This window comes from Halanaerobium sp. (genome assembly GCF_003070835.1).
In genome coordinates this window covers 1-17,061 of sequence record NZ_QBLR01000060.1, presented here as the reverse complement: position 1 = coordinate 17,061, position 17,061 = coordinate 1, and the positions used below count along the sequence as shown (strand labels likewise).

Genomic DNA, 17,061 nt, shown 5'->3' with positions numbered 1-17,061 from the left:
ATAAGAGACAGATTTATAAGGGCAAAATAATTGAAAGATTATTACGCAAAAATCTGAATCTAAGGATTTTTATCTATGATTGTCAGATTTACCTCAGGTATTTAAGGCCACAGTGATGAAAATTGCTGTGGCTTTTTTGTATAAAATTATAATTAGATCAGTTGGTAGAATTTTAAGCAGGGAGGATTAAAAAATGAAAGTATTAGATTTCTTTAAAAAAAACAAAGAATATAATTTTATTAAAAACAATGATTTAGAAAACTGGTGGAATAACAATTTTAGTGAAAGGGAAAGAAAAATAATAATCTCTGAAAGTGCATACCTCCTCCAAAATAACTCAAAGAAAACAGCTGCCAGAACACTGTATTTGCTGGCTGGAAATGTAATCACAAAATTTTATAATCAAAATCAAGAAGTTGTAATCCGCATCTTAAATAAAGCAGCTGAATTATCAGATGAACCAATGGAATTATTTGAAATCTACGCTCAGTTAATTAAACTTTACTCTGATAGAGAAAATGAAGATAAAAAAAATAAAGAGAAAATAATTAAGCTCTGCAAAAAACAAATTACCATCTCTGAAGATGTTCTCAAAATCCTAAAAAGCAAAGATCATGAAGCTCAAAAATCAAGTTATCCTGCTCATATTGGTTATCAAAAATTAGCATTAATTAGATTTAGAGAAGGGAATAAAGAAAAGGCTGTTCATTTACTTAAAAAAGCAAAAAAAGCGAATTGGAAGGGTGACTGGGATCAAATCCTGACAGAATTTAATTCTAATGAAGAAAAAAATAAAGATCTACTTATAAGTTAATAGTTTAATCCAAATTTAAAAAGCTTAGAAGCCCTCTCTTAAAAAGGCGTCTAAGCTTTAATTAATTCTTTTATTATTTAACTCTTTTAAAATTATTTTTCCAGCTTTTTGGTTGAGTTCCGAACTACTAATTCTGTATCAATAATTTCAAATTCTACTTTTTCTTCCTGATTATTAATCAACTCTAAGACCATATCAGCTGCTTCAATTCCCATCTCTTCTTTTTTCTGGCGAACTGTAGTTAGAGCAGGATTTAAATACTGGCTGATTTCAATATCATCAAAACCAACAATAGAAAAATCGTCAGGAACACTTAAGCCTGCTTCCTTAATCGCTTTCATTGCCCCAACTGCAATTTCATCCCCCATACAAAAAATTGCTGTAGGTCGATTCTTTAATTTTAAAACTTCTTCCATTGCCTGATAACCACCATCAACACTAAATTTACCCTGAATTATCCACTCGTCTTTAATCTCTAAATTTTGCGCTTCCATTTCAGCTCGATAACCTGCAAGTCTCTTTTGAGTAGGAACAGTTATTTCTTCACCTTCAATAACAGCAATTTTTTCATGTCCCAGTTCTGCCAGGTGCCTGACTGCTTTACGAGCACCCTCTTCATTATCAGAAATTATATAAGAAGCTTTTTTATCCGAAATATCAAGATCTATAAAAACTGAAGGGATTTTAGCCTGAAGTAATTCCTGTAATTTGGAATCGTCTTTTGGCATCCCCATTAAAATAGCACCATCTACATTTCGAAACTGGCACTTTTCTAAATAACTGAATTGATCTTCCCAGTTAGCAGAAAATAAAATCATATCATAGTTATTTTCTAAGAGTCTCTCTTCCAGCCCGGAAATAATCCCTCTAAAGAAAGGATGTTTAACCCCACTATCCTGGTGATCTTTAAAGAAGAGCCCGACTAAAAAAGATTTATTTGTTCTTAAAGATTGAGCATTTGCATTTGGCCGGTAATTATTTTCCTTAATGATCTTTAAAACCTTTGCCTTTGTTACTTCTCCAATATCATCATAACCGTTCATCACCTTAGAAACGGTTGCAACAGAAACCCCCGCTTTTTTGGCAATGTCTTTAATTGTCAGCATTCAGATCATTCCTTTATTTTGATTAAAAGTATTTCCCCTATTTTACCTATATTTATTTTATCATTAATTTACTGAAAATTACAGCTTTATCGTCAATTTTTAATAATTTGTCGAAATTTAATCGAAATTGATTTAGTTAATTTAAAAAATCGACTGCAAATCAAGTCTAAATAACCTGACTGCTGCCGATTTAAATAGGGACACTCTATTTAAATAAATTTTTGAATTATTTATAAACCTCGATTCTCTCCGCTAGAGGTTCAAACTCCTTTTCTTCTGGTTCTTCCACCGGGTTACCAAAAGGCATCTGGGCCACAAAACGCCATTCATCAGGAACATCCCACTCCACCTTAACATCTTCTGCTATTAATTCTGTATAATGCTGCAGAGATGCTCCCAGACCTTCTGTTTCCAGCATTGTCCAGACATTATACTGCAGCATCCCACTGGAGTGCTGAGACCACTTAGGAAAATTATCACTGTAGAGTGGAAATTGCTGCTGCAGTTCTTCCACTATTTCCATATTTTCATAAAATAAAACTGTGCCATAGCCACTGCGAAATCCATCAATTTTTTCTTTAGTTGTGTCAAAATCTTCCTTCGGCACAACCGAGCGCAGATTTGATTCAACAATATTCCAGAACTTATTGTGCTGACCATTAAAAAGCAGGATCACCCTTCCTGTTTGAGAATTAAAAGAAGTAGGCGTGTATTTAACTGCGTGCTCGACTAGCTCTTCTACCTTTGCTTCTGGAACAATTTTTTTGTCATCTATATTATAATAGCTTCTTCTTGTCTTTGTTGCCTGATAAATATCTTTGGCCATTTTTATAACCTCCATTTAAAATTTTGTTATGTAAAAGCCCCGGCTGCGGAGACCAGGGCTTTTGAGAATATATTGAAAATCTATTGCATTAACTTACTTAGCCGCTTCAAGTTACGCCTTTACAACTTAAACCTATTCTTTAGTAGATTTGATTCCTGCAGCCACTCTGGCTACTCTCTTAGCAAGTCTGCCCGCCATATTCAAATCGGCTTCTACTGGTACTTTACTGCCATCACTACCAGCAACTGTAGATGGACCATAAGGAGAACCTCCATGATAAGAATCATCACTTAGTTCTGGATTCTGTCCATAAGTCGACCCTACAAAAATCATTCCAAAATGAATCATCGGCAGCATTGAAGTTAAAATTGTACTTTCCTGACCACCATGAAGTGTATTAGAACTACTCATAATACCGGTTGCTTTATCTTCAAGTTTACCTTCTGCCCACAGACCGCCAGCAGTATCAATAAACTGTTTAACCTGGGCAGGCATATTACCAAAGCGAGTTGGAATACCCCAAACTATACCATCAGCCCACTCTAAATCTGCTAAAGTTACTTCTTCAACATCTGATTGAGCTTCCTGTGCGACCTGATAAGCATCTTGTCCGGACATTGCCTTTTTGGCAGCCTCCAGTTCAGGTATTTTTCGTAATTTAACCTCATAATCTTCATTTTCCTGAGCAGCATTTCGGGCTGCCTTTGCCATTTCAAACATGTGTCCATAAGAACTATAATATGTGATTAATAATTTAGTCATCATTTATCCACTCCTTTTAATATCTAAAAAATTTAAAATGCTTAATATATATCCTAGTTTTTTACTCAGAATTCAATTCAAAAAAATTTATAAAAATTATCCCCATTTGACTGGGGATAATAGATTAACTAATTATCCTTTCGAGTATTAATCCCCAAAAGTTTATACAGCATACAATTACCTGAAAGACCTGTGTAGAGAGGGATGATTCCTAAAATACCAAAGTATTTAGCATTTCCTTCTACAAAGAAAAACATTGACAGCAGAACAATACCAAGTATTATTCTAATCCACTTATCAGTTTGACCTACATTTTTCATTAATTTTTCCCCCTTTAAACTTCAAATTATTAACCCTAATTTTTATTTACTAATTATAAATTATCATCTAAGTAGACTGATTTCTGTATTATTGATTACATTTGTAAAATTAAATTGAGCGCAATTGATTTGTTTGTACCTGGTTATAGTGATTTTTTTCACTAATATTCTATATTTCTTAACTCTTCTGCCAGCTGCAGAATCTCTGTTCTAAAATGTCTATTCCTTTAAAGAGAAAATAACCTAGCAGGCTGACAGCAATAATGCCGCTGTACATTTTGGCATAGTTGACCATCGACCAGCTGTTCATTATGTAATAGCCGATTCCATATCTGACAGCAAAATTTTCTGCAAAAAATAAGACAGCAATACTGGTTCCAATAGTAATTCTTAAAGCAGTAAGTATTCCCGGAAAAACTGCCGGCAGGACCAGATGCTGATAAATATCCAGCCTGTCCATCCCCAGTGAGCGGGCAGAAGCAAAATATTTGCTGTCAATACTGCGCACTCCATCTCTGGTAGTAACTATAATCTGAAAAATCACTATTACAATCAGCAGAATAATCTTCGATAAATCCCCCAGACCAAATAAAAGCATAAAGATTGGCAGAAAGGCAATTTTGGGGATCGGATATAAAAGATAGATCAGTGGAGCTAAAAATTTATCTATTTCAGGATGCATTCCGGTCAGAAGTCCAATACCTACTCCAAGCAGCAGAGAAATTATAACTGCAGCCGTTATCCGATAAAAACTCATCAGCAGGTGGGGTAAAATTTCACTACTAAAATTACTGAAAAAAACTTTCATGACCACTGCTGGGGGGCTGATAATTGCTGAATCGACAGTAAAATAAAGCAAGTACCAAACAGCTGCTATTAAAAGCAGGGCATATAAACTACCGTATTTCTGCTTCTTCATCTTAAATCTTCTCCTTTGCTCTCTAAAGACATTAGAGTTCTCAATTTTTTCTGCAGCTCGAAAAACTCTTCTTTTTCCCGCAGCCTTTTTTCACCAAAATGCGGATTTTCAATAACAGCAGCAATTTTTCCTTCTCTGAGCACTGCAATCTGATGACCCAAAAAAGCAGCCTCCGCAATATCATGAGTTACCAGCACAAAGCTAAAATTATCCCGGCTGTGGATTTCTAAAATCAAATTCTGCATTTCTTCTCTAGTCAGAGCATCAAGAGCAGAAAATGGCTCATCCATCAGCATCAAATCTGGCTCCAGCACCAGTGAGCGGCCGACTGCAACCCGCTGTTTTTGACCACCACTCAGCTCTGCTGGATATTTATTTTTCAGCTCAGAAATCTTAAGTCTTTTTAAAGCTGCACTAACTTTAGGTTTGATTTTTTCCGCAGATTCATCTCTAATTTTAAGACCGAGTGCCAGATTATTATAAACTGTTTTCCAGGGAAAAAGTCCGTAATCCTGCAGAATGACTCCACTTCGATCTCTGATTCCCTTCAGCCGCTGAGAGTTTATCTTGATTTCTCCCTGGTCAGCTTGCTCAAGACCTGCCAGCAGATAGAGCAGGGTTGTCTTACCACAACCGGAAGGACCGATTATGGCAAGACTCTCACCTTCTTTCAACTTTAAATATATATTATCTAATACTTTTTCTTTTTGATAGGCAAAACTTAAACCTTTAACCTCAATCATTGACTGCTGTACTTCCCTTCTACAACCTGATTGTAGTCGATATCAATCTGACTGCCATCTGTTTTTTCTATCCAGCTGATAACTCGATTTAAATATTCCTCAGTCGGTACTCTTGTCAGGTGATATTTAGGCATTGCAATTAAATTTTTTATTTTTTCTGGCAGGCCCAGGCTTTTGATTAAAACCTCTCTGGCTTCTGAATCATCCTGCTGAATTTCTCTAACTGCCTTATTATAAGCATTATGAAAAGCTTTAACTGCTGCATCTTTTTCTGCCAGGGCTTTTTCAGTGAAAATCATCGCCTCCGGCATAAAATCATATTCATTTTTGTAAACTCTTTTTTCCAAACCCTGTAATTCAGCTGTAGAAGCCAGCGGCTCCGGAATCACTGCCATCTCAAGCTGCCCTGATTTAACCATTTCCAGGCGGGCGGGGATTGCTGAAATAAAAGTCTTATTCAATTTATATTTATCTCCCAAAAACTGTTCAGATAAGAAATTAGAAACACTTACTTCCATCATCCCGATATTTACTTCTTCTTTTTCTTCAAAATCTTTACTGACTAAAATAGGAAAACTACCGTCAGTACTGGTGGTTATTTTAACTGGAAAGCCATTATTAACATTATTGACAAAAGCAATTAAATCAGTCATTGCTCCATCCAGAGCATTGGTCTGCAGGGCAGTCTGCCTGTTAACTGCATTTGTATAGACATCAATTTTGATTTCCAGACCTTCTTCAGCAAAATAACCCTTTTCCCGGGCCAGCAGAATTGGAGCTGAGTCGACAGCCGGCATAATTCCTATCTCCAGTGACATTTCAGCTGCTCCAGCAGTTCCCACTAAAATGATAAGTGAAAATATTAACATTAGTAATGATAAAAAAATCTTTTTCTTTCTCATATGTATTATTCCTCCTAAAATTTGAGTTTTAAAAGTCTCTAAATTATATTATATAGCTTTTGGCTCAATTTTTAAAGCTTAAAATATTTGTACCTGGTTAAAGTTATTTTTTTCACTACAGTTCAGTGACAGAGTTTATTTTGCATTTTCTCCAAAATTATGAAACAATATATATGTTAAAAAAATAACGAAAGGAAGTTCGAATTTGAAAAAAATAAAACTTTTAAAAGAAATCTGGAAGGCATCCCGCCCGCTTTCTTTGACTTTAGCCCTCTATTCAACAACTCTGGGGATGGCTGTTGCACATCTGGAAGGTGAATTATTCAGCGGTGACTTAAGTTATGACCTTCAACTAATATTTTTAATAACCACAGCCGGACTTTTTGTCCAGACTGGAACTAATTTCATCAATGATTATTTTGAGTGTGAATACAAAAATATCCACTTTATCGAGGGAGAAAAATATAATTTTCTCGGTAAAAAAAGAAGCTCTTTTTCTATTTTAATTTTTCTGCTGGGAATTTTATCTTTTCTGATTACTGCCCTGCTGGGACTTTATATTATCTCAATTACAACAAAAAAATTAATCTTAATTGGAGCTTTAGGAATCATTGGTGGTTATGCCTATACTGGAGAACCAATTGTTTATAAAAAGCGTGGTTTGGGCACTCCACTTTCCTTTGTTCTGATGGGCCCCTTGATGGTCATGGGAACCCATCTTGCTTTCAGCCAGCATTATTCCTGGCGGCCTATAATTCTTGGCCTGCCGATCAGTCTTTTAATTCCGGTTTTAATGCTGAGCAATGAGCTGCGGGATTTTGAGCGTGACAGCTCATTGGGGATCAGAACTCTTACTGTCAGGATTGGTTTTAAAAAAGCTAAAATACTTTATTTAGCCCTGCTCAGCAGCTCTTATCTGCTGACAATTGGCTTTATATTATTAAATCTTTATCCAGCCGCCGCTCTTTTATCTCTGCTGACCCTGCCGCTGGCTTATAAAGCCTATCAAAATGTGGCAGAAGCTGAAAAAAAAGGGGTCCCTGTAACTAACCAGCTCCATTTAACTTTTGGTCTAATCCAGCTGCTGGCATTATTTCTGGCTTAGGAACTTTTACATAGCTGTCTGCTAAAACTGGATCTTTAGCAGCAATAATTCTATTCATTTTAACCTGCTAAGTACCCGGTGCCATCCCTACTCCCTAAAAACCAGAACAGCACCCCCAATAGAAAGGGTGCTGCTCCTTCAAGCTAGTTTGAAGTAATATTTATTTAAGCAGCATATCTGATTCTTAGAGCTGCTGACTGATCTACTTCAGTTACTCTCTGAGCCGGATCTACCTTAATTTCTTCCAGCTCACGCAGATACTCAATTAAGGCATCTCTAACTTTGATATAGCTGTCTGTAAAGTCAACCTCAGTAAAGGCAGCAAATCCATCTCCACCTTCAGCAAGGAAATTATTAGTTGCTACTGTGTACTCTTTGTCCATTTTAAGTGGAGTGCCGTCTGGAAGAGTTACAGATACTACCCGCTCATATTTAGGCTGGTCTTTATCATATTTTACCCTCAATCCAGAAAGCTGCATCATTCCTTTGTCAAAGGTAAAGCTCTGCTCTAAAATGGAAACTATCTGTTTACCGGTCATTTCACCAGTCACAATTGTATTTCCAAATGGTAAGAGCTCATAAATATGACCTACATTTATCTCACCTTTTGGCAGATCAATTCTCAATCCACCTGGATTCTGGAAAGCAATATCAGCATTTACTTCCTGAGCCATTGCATCAGTAGTTAAAGCCCCAACCTTTGAGATGGTATCATAACTGCTGACTAATTTTTGCTCAGTCTCAATTAAAACTTCAGACATAATTGGTTCTAATTCTTCCTGATATTCACTTACCATTTCTGCAATTTTAGGATCTTTTTCCAGATCAATTACACTTTTGCGGACCGGATGACTCATTGGAACTGTATTATAAATTTCGCCTGTTTTTTCACTTACAAAGAATCTTAAATTACCCAGCTCACGTCCGTGCTTATAGGCTTCAACAATTGGATTTCCATTAACAACTGCTGTTACAGTGTGGTGGCTGTGGCCGCCAACAATACCTGTTACATCAACTTTTTTGGCTACTTCTACCAGTTCTCCACTAACTTTACCACTCTCATAATCAGTTGTTCCCGGTAAGTGGCCGACAACTATTATCATTTCCGCACCCTGTTCTCTCAAACGGGCACTGTACTTTTCAATAGCTGCAGCTGGGTCAGTAAATTCTAGCTCAGCTATATTAGAAGGCATTGTAGTACCTCTAGTATCTGGAGTTGTAATTCCTATCAAACCAATTTTAACTCCATCAGCAGGAATCATTCGAGTTGGCTGAACCCACTCAACTAATTCTCCAGTATTTTTGTTAACGATATTGGCAGCCAGCATTGGGAAATATGTTTCCTTATTAATTCGCTTTAATTCTTCTATTCCCCAGTCAAACTCATGGTTACCTACAGCCTGAGCTACATAGCGGGCATGATTCATAAATTCAATTACAGGTTTTGCATTATTTAAACTGGAAATTGGTGTTCCCTGATAGGCATCTCCAGCATCCACCAAAATTGTACCTTTGCGGTTGGCACTTCTGTAGTGGTTTATTGCCCCCATCAGCTTAGCTGCTCCTGCTTCATAACCGGCTTCAACCTTACCGTGGAAGTCATTGGTAGAAAGTATATCTATCTGCTTATATCTATCTTTAACTCTGTAGAGCATTGCTGCCATTTCTCCAAATCTCATTTCTGCCTTTGGAGCCAGAGTTCCATCTCCACGTCCAACTAAAAAGCCCATCTCAACAGCGAGAGCTACTTTATCTTTATCTCTTAAATTTCTTGTTATTTCGTCCTGATCTTTAAACTGATCTAAAACAGAAGGATCTGCTTCTTCTGCAATTCTCATTGCATCAATTAACATTACAGCAGCTTCTTCTCGAGTCAGCACTTTATCTGCTTCAAAATTACCATTATTCTTTTCAACCAGTCCTGCCATCAGTGCAGCTTCGGCAAAAGCCAGCTCTTCTCCTTCCAGACCCTTAAATGCTGGCTCTTCAACGGTTTCTGGAATATCATAATTAAACATTCTGACCAGGGCCTTTGTCAGGTCCATCTTTGTCAGCTTTTCTTCTAAATTAACACTCTCTGCATTCCAGGAACGATTGACAGAAGGTATTTTTAAAACATCATTATTGATTAAGGAAAGAGCTTCTTCTTTATGAGGATGATCTAAATCAGCCCCAACTATTTCCCAGTTGTGGTCAACAATTTTTTCAGGATCAATGGTTTCTTTCCGATCAATATATTCAATAATCATTTCTCTAATACCCTCTTCTGATTTGAAATAGGGTTCATTAGAGAAAATACCGGCTGACTTCATCCCGCTGTAGCGGTAGTTATTAACTGCCAGCTTAAAGGTTTGATCATCTCTGACCGGCTTACCATTAAAGCTTAAATCTTTAATTCTCTGGCCTACAGGTTCAGAAATATCAATTTTGTATTCCACACCCTGGAACATGTCATAAGAATAACCGCGCATCTCTGGATCAAAACTGATTGTTACATCTCCAGGCTGATAACGATTATAATAGGCAGCTCTAGATTCCATAAATTCTTTTAATTCACTGCCGCTTACTTCTACAGCATAAAGAGTGTTGCTGTACTTATAAATACGGGCAGCATCTTTAATTGAAACTGGACCTTTATTTATAGTAGAATCAGAGTCGAATAAAGCTGCTGAAGAGATATCTGCATCAGTATTTGCCAGCTGGACTTCATTTATTAAGTCTACCAGCGCTGTATCCATAACCTGAGCAGAGGGAATACCTTCTACTGGATCTGCCGGACGGAAGTCTCCAGCTGCATAACCAATCGGAGTATTAACATATTCTACTACTTCTTTGTGATAAGGTTCAGCAACTGCTAAAGTTTCTGGATCTGCTTCATATTCTTCAGCTTCCAGATGAGTTCCCTCTTTCTTAGCAACAACCCACTCACCATTTTTTTTCTCTAATGTCATCTTGATTTTGGAAGCCTGCTCACCGGCGTCTGTGGCTGCCATAACCAGTACACCATTAATTACTTCTTTAACTGATTCATGGTCATGTCCGGTAATCATTACATCAATTTCTGGATTATTTTCTGCAACCTTGCGGGCTCTGTCACCACCACTTGGATCATGACGTCCATCCAGTCCGGCATGAACTAAAGCAATAATAACATCGGTCTTTGCTGCCAGTTCTGGAATATATTCTGCTGCAGCCTTATCCATATCTTTAAATTCAAGCGACCTTACCTTATCGCCATCCCAGATAGGAATATTGGGAGTTGTTAAACCTAAAATACCAACTTTAATACCATCAATTTCTTTAATAGTATAGGGTTCGACAAAAGTCTCACCTGTTTCTTTGACTAAAGTGTTGGCAGATAGAATAGGAAATTCAGCATCTTCTAAAATCTCCTGCTGAGTTTCAAGGCCAAAATTAAACTCATGGTTGCCCAGAGTCATTGCACTGTAGCCCATATAATTCATTACCTTCATCATGGGGTGAACTACATCGCGGCGGTCTTTAAAAAGTGCAGTCAGAGTATTCCCTTGAATAGTATCACCTGCATCCACCAAAAGAAGATTGGGGTTTTCTTTTCTCGCTTCTTCTACCATCGAGGCTATTTTAGCAAGTCCTATGTCATCAGGTTCACCAATTTTATAGGACCAGGGATAAATTGCACCATGAATATCACTGGTTGCAATCACCGTTAAATCTTTTGCCGAAATAATTCCTCCCATGAGCATCAGAAAACTCAAAGCCAAAATTACTGTCAGCATCAACTTTTTCTTTTTAATAAACAATCTAAATTCCCCCTCTTAAGATTTGTTAATAAAATAGCAATATTCAGATTTTTGCAAATTAAAGCGTTAAAATTTGCTATTTATTCTATTATTTAATATATTCTATGTAAAATTCTAAACTCCTGCTAGAAATTTACAGCAGGAGTTAATTAATTTATTAACAATTTAATTATATTTAATTTTTTATAGGAACCGGCAGCTAGATATTATCTCCAGATTCATCTAAGAAATCTTTTAAGCGGGCTAAACCTTCCTTTAATTCTTTTTCATTACCAGCAAAACCAATTCTTAAAAACCCTTCTCGGCCGAAGGCAGTGCCCGGCACCACTAAAACTCCCTTTTTATTAAATAATTTTTTGGCAAAAGTTTCAGAATCTAAATCCAAATTATATTTTAAAAAGGCTGTTGTGCCACCATTAGGTTTAACATAGTCAATCAGCTCTTCCTGCTTTACCCACTCATCTAAGATTTTGAGCTGTTTTTTTACCTTGGCTAAATTTCTTTTAATTATCTTATCCTTATTCTTCAGAGCAATTACAGAAAGATAATCAGAAATCATACTGTTGCTGATTGTTGTGTAATCCCGGTGCAGCTGGCAGAGCTCTATCACTTCTTCGGGACCGGCAATCCAGCCCATTCTTAAACCCGCCAGTGAAAAAACCTTGGACATACTGCCCACGCTGATTCCTTTTTCGTAGAGGTCAGCGATAGAAGGAATCTCTTCTCCCAGATCAAAACCGCGGTAGACCTCATCAGCCAGAATATAGGCATCAACTTCACTGGCAATTTCTACTAACTTCTTTAAAATATCTTCTCCCATCACCACTCCAGAAGGATTATTGGGATTGTTAACTGCAATCAGCTTTGTTTTTTGATTGACCATTGTCCTCAATTTATCCAAATCCGGCAGAAACTGATCTTCATATTTTAATTCGAGCTTTTTGACCTCAGCCCCAAAAGACTCTGGAATCGAATAAAGCTGCTGATAAGTAGGAAATACTGAAACCACCTGATCTCCAGCCTCTATTAAAGAATATAACAATAAAAAGTTGGCTCCTATTGCTCCATGAGAGGGCAAAACATTCTCAGGTTTTATACTCTGATAAAGGCTGCTCACTCCCTTTTTAAAAGCAGCTGAACCTTTGATATCTCCATATGTAAGCTGCATCTTTTTGATCTCTTCCAGCCGGGCAGCCGGGTCATCACTGAAATTTAAAAGTTCTTCTACTGTCAGTGATTCTACACAGGTTTCTGCGATATTGTATTCAGCATCCATCTCATACTCATTCATCCACTCTTCTACTTTAAATGGTGCTATCTTCATTTTTTGCCTCCTTTATTAGTACCAGGTACTCTACTTTTATTTTATTCTATCAGATCAAACAGAAAAACTCCACCGGATTAAATCCAGCAGAGCTTTTCCCTTATAAGGGAGGTAAAAATTTCTAAGCACCGAGTTTACCGAGATTATTTGCCGGAGCCCATTGTCAGTCCTCTGATAAAGTATTTCTGGAGGAAGACAAAAACTATAATTGTCGGAATAGTTGCCAGTATTGCTCCAGCCACCAGTACACTCCAGGAAGTAATAAAATTACCCTTTAGTGTGGCCAGACCTGCTGTTACAGGTTTTAGATTGTCATCTCTCAGCAGAACCAGAGCCCAGATATAGTCATTAAAAATCCAGGTAAACTCTAAAGTTCCCAGTGCTGCCAGAGCCGGCAGTGAAAGCGGTAAATAAATTTTATAAAATATCTTAAACTCAGATGCACCGTCAATTCTTGCTGCTTCTGAAAGTTCCACAGGAATAGTAATCATATAATTTCTTAAAAAGAATGAACAAAAACCCATCTGAAATACTGTGTGAATCATGATCAAGCCCCAGTAGCTGTTATATATACCGAGAAAATTGCTTAATCTAAAAACCGGAATTAAAAGAATTTGAAAAGGAATCAGCATTCCAGCAACAAACATTAAATAAATAACCATATTGCCCTTAAATCGATATTTTGCCAGAGCAAAACCGACCAGAGAAGATAAAGCTAAAGTCCCAAATAAGGAAGGAATGGTAATAATGAAACTATTTTTTAAGTAGGTATTTAAATTTCCGTCTGACCAGGCTTTTGCAAAATTACTGAAAGTTACATTCTCAGGCAGACTCCAGAATCCATTATTCATAATATCATCCATTGTTCTAATTGAAGTCAAAAACGCCCCAAATACAGGCAGCAGCCAGACTATAGTAAATAAGAGTAGGGCAGCAAAAATTACTGCATGTTTGATTCTTTTTTTCTGATGAATTGATAACTGCATTATTCGAGCTCCCCTTTCCTGATCTGGCGTAGATAAATGACAATAAATATGAACATAATTGCAAATAAGACTACAGCAATTGAGGCACCATAACCCATATTATAATTTTTAAAGGCTTCTGTGTACATATAATGTGCTAAAACATTGGTAGTGTTAAAAGGCCCACCTCTGGTCATCATGCTGACAAAGTCAAAGGCTCTTAGAGACTGGATCATGGTAATTACAATCACTATTACAGTTGTCGGCTTTAAAAGAGGTAGAATAATATAGCGAAATCTCTGCCAGGCTGAAGCCCCGTCAATCCTGGAAGCCTCGATAACTGTAGGAGAAATAGCTGTCAATCCGGATAAGAATAAAAGCATCACATAACCGGTATGCCGCCAGACTGCTGCTCCAATAATAGCATATAAAGCTGTATTGGGATTACTAAGCCAGCCTCTGGTCAAATGCTCCAGACCAATATAGGTTAAAGTATTATTTAAAAGTCCACCCTGCGGCTGATAGATCCAGGACCAGATCAGACCAATGACAACCGGTGCCAAAATCATCGGTGAATAAATAGCTGCCTTATAACCTCTGGCCCATTTAATTTCTTTGCTTAATAAAATTGCTAAAAATAAACCCACACTAACCGGAATAGCCATAAAAATAACTAGCCATTTAACATTATTAACTAAAGAAGTATAAAATATAGGATCATTAAATAAGTCCAGATAATTCTTTATCCCCTGAAACTCTGGTGCTGTTAAGCCATCCCAGTTGGTTAAACTTAAATAAATTGTATAAATTGTTGGCCCAATTACCCAGACTGAATATAAACTTAAGGGTATAGATAAAAATGCCCACGGTATATACTTTCTTTTCAAAATAACACCTCCAAAAAATTTTCACCTGTGAGGTCGCCTGACCCCACAGGTGAGATCTTAACTATTTAGTCATTGATAAAGTTCTGACGATGTGCTTCCATTTCTTTCATAATATTTCTGTAATCTTCTGGTGAATACCAGAAAGCCATTAGTGAATCCATTGTTTTATCAGCTAATTCTGGATCCATATCGCGGTCATAGAACTGAGCAAGCTTATCAGTATTATTAATCATTTCTCGACCTTTATTTGTCAAACCATCATAAACCTCAGCCGGCATGTTCTTATTTGTTACCAGACGGCCGAGATCTTCAGCAAACAGACGCTGTCCTTCTACAGAACCAAGGAAGGCTATAAAGTCTTTTGCTAATTCTGGATGTGGTGCTTTGGCAGGTACCATAAAACCATCTGTTGGCAGATCCTCAGCTACAGGAACACTTTTATCCAGAATTGGGAAGCGGAAGAAGTTTAGATCTTTGCTTACCTCTTCGGATGTTGCATCTAAAATGAACTGTCCCATTAGATACATAGCTGCATCCCCATTAGAGAGGAATCTTAAACCTTCCTGCCAGGAATAAGCTGCTGCGTTTTCAACAAAGAAATCATTCTCAATTAGATACTTCCATTTTTTAAAGACTTCTGCTACTCTTTCATCAGTAAAAGGAATTTTACCGGCCATTAATTCTTTATGGAAGTCAGCACCATTAATTCTTAAATTTAAATAGTCAAACCAGGCGGCTGCTGTCCAGCGGAATTTGGTTCCAATTGCAAAAGGAGTAATACCATTTGCTTTTAATGTTTCTCCAACCTCTAATAATTCTTCCCAGGTCTGCGGTTCTTTTAGGCCATATTTTTCAAAAATTGACTCTCTGTAAAATACAGACCACCAGTAGTAGTTGTGGGGAAGGAAGTAGGCTTTATCATTAAAAACACTGATGCTCTTAAAAGCTTTTGGAAATTTTTCGTAAAAGTTTTCTTCCTCCCAAACATCAGAAATATCCATAATCAACCCTTTTTCAACAAAGTAAGCAGCTCTGTTGCCTGCAAACCAGCTGAATACATCTGGTGGATTATCAGATGTTAACCAGACTCTAATTGCCTGCTTAAAATCTTCGTGAGCTGTTATGTTCAGTTCAACATTAACATCAGGATTCATTTCTTCATACTGAGCAACAAGTTCCTGCATTGCTTTTCTTGGCGCCGGGTCACTGGTATAAGTGTTAACGACCAATTTTTCCTGAGCTGCTGCAGAGAAAGAAAGTACCAAAACCATCACTAAAGTAATTGTAATAAGTGAAAAATTCTTAAAATTCATTTAAAAATAACCCCCTTTTGATTTTTATAACCTAAATTTAAACGTTTTAAATTTACTTTAAAATATCCCTCCTCTCAAGTACCAACTTAAGTACCGGGTACTTGTAAATTTTTGGAGCTTTTATTTTAGCTAAGCTTTCCGACTAGAATCTCTAATTACTAATTCTGTAGGAAAGATAAAAAACTTTTCTTTTGGACTAAGAGTGTCTCCAGCTATTCTCTTAAGCAGTATTTCTGCTGCTTTATCTCCCATCTGGCTGACCGGTATATTAACTGTGGTCAGTGAGGGATTATAGAAATTCGCCATTTTAATATTATCAATTCCAACTACAGATATATCTTCTGGAACTTTAACTTTCTCAGCAATTAAAGCCTGAATCACACCAATTGCCATTTCATCATTTAAACAAACTACAGCCTCTGGTTTATTGGCTCTGGCAGCTATTTTTTCGCCAACTGTGTAGCCGCCCTCCATTCTTAAATAATCATAATAAATATTTTCTTCTTTAAGCTCCAATCCGTGCTTCATTAAAGCACTTTTAAAACCATTTAATCTTTCTACACTCTGACCAGCAAAAGCAAGTTCTCGGTGGCCAATTGAAATCAAATAATCAGCTGCCTGATATGCAGCATGGTAAACATCACTTTTAACAACTGGAATCAAATCATGATCTACCCCATCACGGTCAACATAAATAACTGGTATATTTTCTTCAACTAGTTTGATAATCAATTCGTTGTGCTGAGCCATCATATCTCCTACACAGGCAAATATTGCACCATCAACCTGGCCAGAGCGAAACATATTGATATACCTTAATTCTTCTTCACTCTGATAGTCAGTACTGCATAAAATAACATTAAAGTCCTGACTGCGCACATAATCCTTAATCGCCTGAGCCAGCTCAGCAAAGAAGGGGTTAACCACCTCAGGTATAACCAGTCCAATAGTTTTAGTTGACTTTTTTACCAGTGCTCTGGCTCTGGCATTGGGAACATAATTTAGTTCATCTGCTATTTCCTTAATTCTAATTTTGGTATCTTTATTTACTTTGTTACTGTCATTTAGTGCTAGTGAGACAGTTGCCAGTGAAACTCCTGCTTTTCTGGCAATATCATTTAAAGTTACAGCCATATAATCGCCCTCTTTTAAAACGTTTAAATTAACATATTTATATAATAACAAATTTTCATACAATTTGCAAGATTAAATATCAAATTTTCTGAATTCATTCTGATTATTTGAACCTGTATTTTGAACCTGGTCCAAATGAGCTCATTTGGACCAGGTTCA

15 protein-coding genes and 1 riboswitch are annotated in these 17,061 nt (G+C 36.9%); of the genes, 2 read left to right on the top strand and 13 right to left on the bottom strand.

Annotated elements, in window-relative coordinates:
* The first annotated feature begins 10 nt into the window (after window positions 1–10).
* Window positions 11–96: riboswitch (cyclic di-GMP riboswitch) on the top strand.
* A gap of 97 nt (window positions 97–193) precedes the next feature.
* A complete protein-coding gene (locus tag CI949_RS08285) occupies window positions 194–814 on the top strand; it encodes a hypothetical protein (protein ID WP_290765069.1) in 621 nt (206 codons plus the stop codon).
* A 92-nt stretch (window positions 815–906) separates the two neighbouring features.
* Here the strand turns inward: CI949_RS08285 and CI949_RS08280 are convergent, their stop codons facing one another.
* The 7 genes from CI949_RS08280 to CI949_RS08250 all read right to left on the bottom strand — a co-directional run bounded on the left by CI949_RS08280 (window position 907) and on the right by CI949_RS08250 (window position 6,392).
* Window positions 907–1,920 carry a LacI family DNA-binding transcriptional regulator gene (locus CI949_RS08280; RefSeq protein WP_133529730.1) on the bottom strand — a complete coding sequence of 338 codons (1,014 nt, stop codon included), beginning with the start codon at window positions 1,918–1,920 and terminating at the stop codon, window positions 907–909.
* A 226-nt stretch (window positions 1,921–2,146) separates the two neighbouring features.
* Window positions 2,147–2,746 carry a nitroreductase family protein gene (locus CI949_RS08275; protein WP_133529729.1) on the bottom strand — a complete coding sequence of 200 codons (600 nt, stop codon included), beginning with the start codon at window positions 2,744–2,746 and terminating at the stop codon, window positions 2,147–2,149.
* Between the two features lie 132 nt (window positions 2,747–2,878).
* Window positions 2,879–3,508, bottom strand: a complete 630-nt coding sequence (gene wrbA / locus CI949_RS08270; protein ID WP_133529759.1) for an NAD(P)H:quinone oxidoreductase — start codon at window positions 3,506–3,508, stop codon at window positions 2,879–2,881.
* A 128-nt stretch (window positions 3,509–3,636) separates the two neighbouring features.
* Complete coding sequence (locus tag CI949_RS08265; RefSeq protein ID WP_133529728.1) at window positions 3,637–3,828, bottom strand: DUF2892 domain-containing protein; 192 nt, start codon at window positions 3,826–3,828, stop codon at window positions 3,637–3,639.
* A 178-nt stretch (window positions 3,829–4,006) separates the two neighbouring features.
* The gene (locus CI949_RS08260) at window positions 4,007–4,747 is read right to left on the bottom strand and encodes an ABC transporter permease (protein ID WP_133529727.1); all 741 of its coding nucleotides are present in this window, start codon (window positions 4,745–4,747) and stop codon (window positions 4,007–4,009) included.
* Entirely contained in the window at window positions 4,744–5,490 is a 747-nt protein-coding gene (locus tag CI949_RS08255; RefSeq protein WP_290765060.1) for an ABC transporter ATP-binding protein, read from the bottom strand. The genes CI949_RS08260 and CI949_RS08255 overlap by 4 nt, the downstream gene beginning before the upstream one ends.
* Window positions 5,487–6,392 (bottom strand): ABC transporter substrate-binding protein, encoded by a 906-nt coding sequence (locus tag CI949_RS08250; protein ID WP_290765057.1) that lies wholly within the window; start codon window positions 6,390–6,392, stop codon window positions 5,487–5,489. The genes CI949_RS08255 and CI949_RS08250 overlap by 4 nt, the downstream gene beginning before the upstream one ends.
* Window positions 6,393–6,597: 205 nt before the next feature.
* Here CI949_RS08250 and CI949_RS08245 point away from each other — a divergent pair, with 205 nt between their 5' ends.
* The gene (locus CI949_RS08245; protein WP_290765055.1) at window positions 6,598–7,497 is read left to right on the top strand and encodes a prenyltransferase; all 900 of its coding nucleotides are present in this window, start codon (window positions 6,598–6,600) and stop codon (window positions 7,495–7,497) included.
* Between the two features lie 164 nt (window positions 7,498–7,661).
* Here the strand turns inward: CI949_RS08245 and CI949_RS08240 are convergent, their stop codons facing one another.
* The 6 genes from CI949_RS08240 to CI949_RS08215 form a co-directional block, all read right to left on the bottom strand.
* Window positions 7,662–11,279 (bottom strand): 5'-nucleotidase C-terminal domain-containing protein, encoded by a 3,618-nt coding sequence (locus tag CI949_RS08240; protein ID WP_133529723.1) that lies wholly within the window; start codon window positions 11,277–11,279, stop codon window positions 7,662–7,664.
* 199 nt (window positions 11,280–11,478) lie between these two features.
* Window positions 11,479–12,603: an aminotransferase gene (locus CI949_RS08235; RefSeq protein WP_133529722.1), complete on the bottom strand. Its 1,125-nt coding sequence runs from the start codon at window positions 12,601–12,603 to the stop codon at window positions 11,479–11,481.
* A gap of 143 nt (window positions 12,604–12,746) precedes the next feature.
* Window positions 12,747–13,589: a carbohydrate ABC transporter permease gene (locus CI949_RS08230; RefSeq protein WP_133529721.1), complete on the bottom strand. Its 843-nt coding sequence runs from the start codon at window positions 13,587–13,589 to the stop codon at window positions 12,747–12,749.
* Window positions 13,589–14,455, bottom strand: a complete 867-nt coding sequence (locus tag CI949_RS08225; RefSeq protein ID WP_133529720.1) for a carbohydrate ABC transporter permease — start codon at window positions 14,453–14,455, stop codon at window positions 13,589–13,591. The genes CI949_RS08230 and CI949_RS08225 overlap by 1 nt, the downstream gene beginning before the upstream one ends.
* Before the next feature lie 65 nt (window positions 14,456–14,520).
* Window positions 14,521–15,768, bottom strand: a complete 1,248-nt coding sequence (locus CI949_RS08220; RefSeq protein ID WP_133529719.1) for an ABC transporter substrate-binding protein — start codon at window positions 15,766–15,768, stop codon at window positions 14,521–14,523.
* A 129-nt stretch (window positions 15,769–15,897) separates the two neighbouring features.
* The gene (locus CI949_RS08215; RefSeq protein ID WP_290765046.1) at window positions 15,898–16,902 is read right to left on the bottom strand and encodes a LacI family DNA-binding transcriptional regulator; all 1,005 of its coding nucleotides are present in this window, start codon (window positions 16,900–16,902) and stop codon (window positions 15,898–15,900) included.
* Between the last annotated feature and the right edge of the window lie 159 nt (window positions 16,903–17,061).

Coding starts and splice junctions, on each gene's coding strand:
- CI949_RS08215 (WP_290765046.1), bottom strand. CDS start 16,902: ATGGCTGTAACTTTAAATGATATTGCCAGAAAAGCAGGAGTTTCACTG.
- wrbA (WP_133529759.1), bottom strand. CDS start 3,508: ATGACTAAATTATTAATCACATATTATAGTTCTTATGGACACATGTTT.
- CI949_RS08235 (WP_133529722.1), bottom strand. CDS start 12,603: ATGAAGATAGCACCATTTAAAGTAGAAGAGTGGATGAATGAGTATGAG.
- CI949_RS08255 (WP_290765060.1), bottom strand. CDS start 5,490: ATGATTGAGGTTAAAGGTTTAAGTTTTGCCTATCAAAAAGAAAAAGTA.
- CI949_RS08230 (WP_133529721.1), bottom strand. CDS start 13,589: ATGCAGTTATCAATTCATCAGAAAAAAAGAATCAAACATGCAGTAATT.
- CI949_RS08220 (WP_133529719.1), bottom strand. CDS start 15,768: ATGAATTTTAAGAATTTTTCACTTATTACAATTACTTTAGTGATGGTT.
- CI949_RS08285 (WP_290765069.1), top strand. CDS start 194: ATGAAAGTATTAGATTTCTTTAAAAAAAACAAAGAATATAATTTTATT.
- CI949_RS08265 (WP_133529728.1), bottom strand. CDS start 3,828: ATGAAAAATGTAGGTCAAACTGATAAGTGGATTAGAATAATACTTGGT.
- CI949_RS08280 (WP_133529730.1), bottom strand. CDS start 1,920: ATGCTGACAATTAAAGACATTGCCAAAAAAGCGGGGGTTTCTGTTGCA.
- CI949_RS08250 (WP_290765057.1), bottom strand. CDS start 6,392: ATGAGAAAGAAAAAGATTTTTTTATCATTACTAATGTTAATATTTTCA.
- CI949_RS08260 (WP_133529727.1), bottom strand. CDS start 4,747: ATGAAGAAGCAGAAATACGGTAGTTTATATGCCCTGCTTTTAATAGCA.
- CI949_RS08275 (WP_133529729.1), bottom strand. CDS start 2,746: ATGGCCAAAGATATTTATCAGGCAACAAAGACAAGAAGAAGCTATTAT.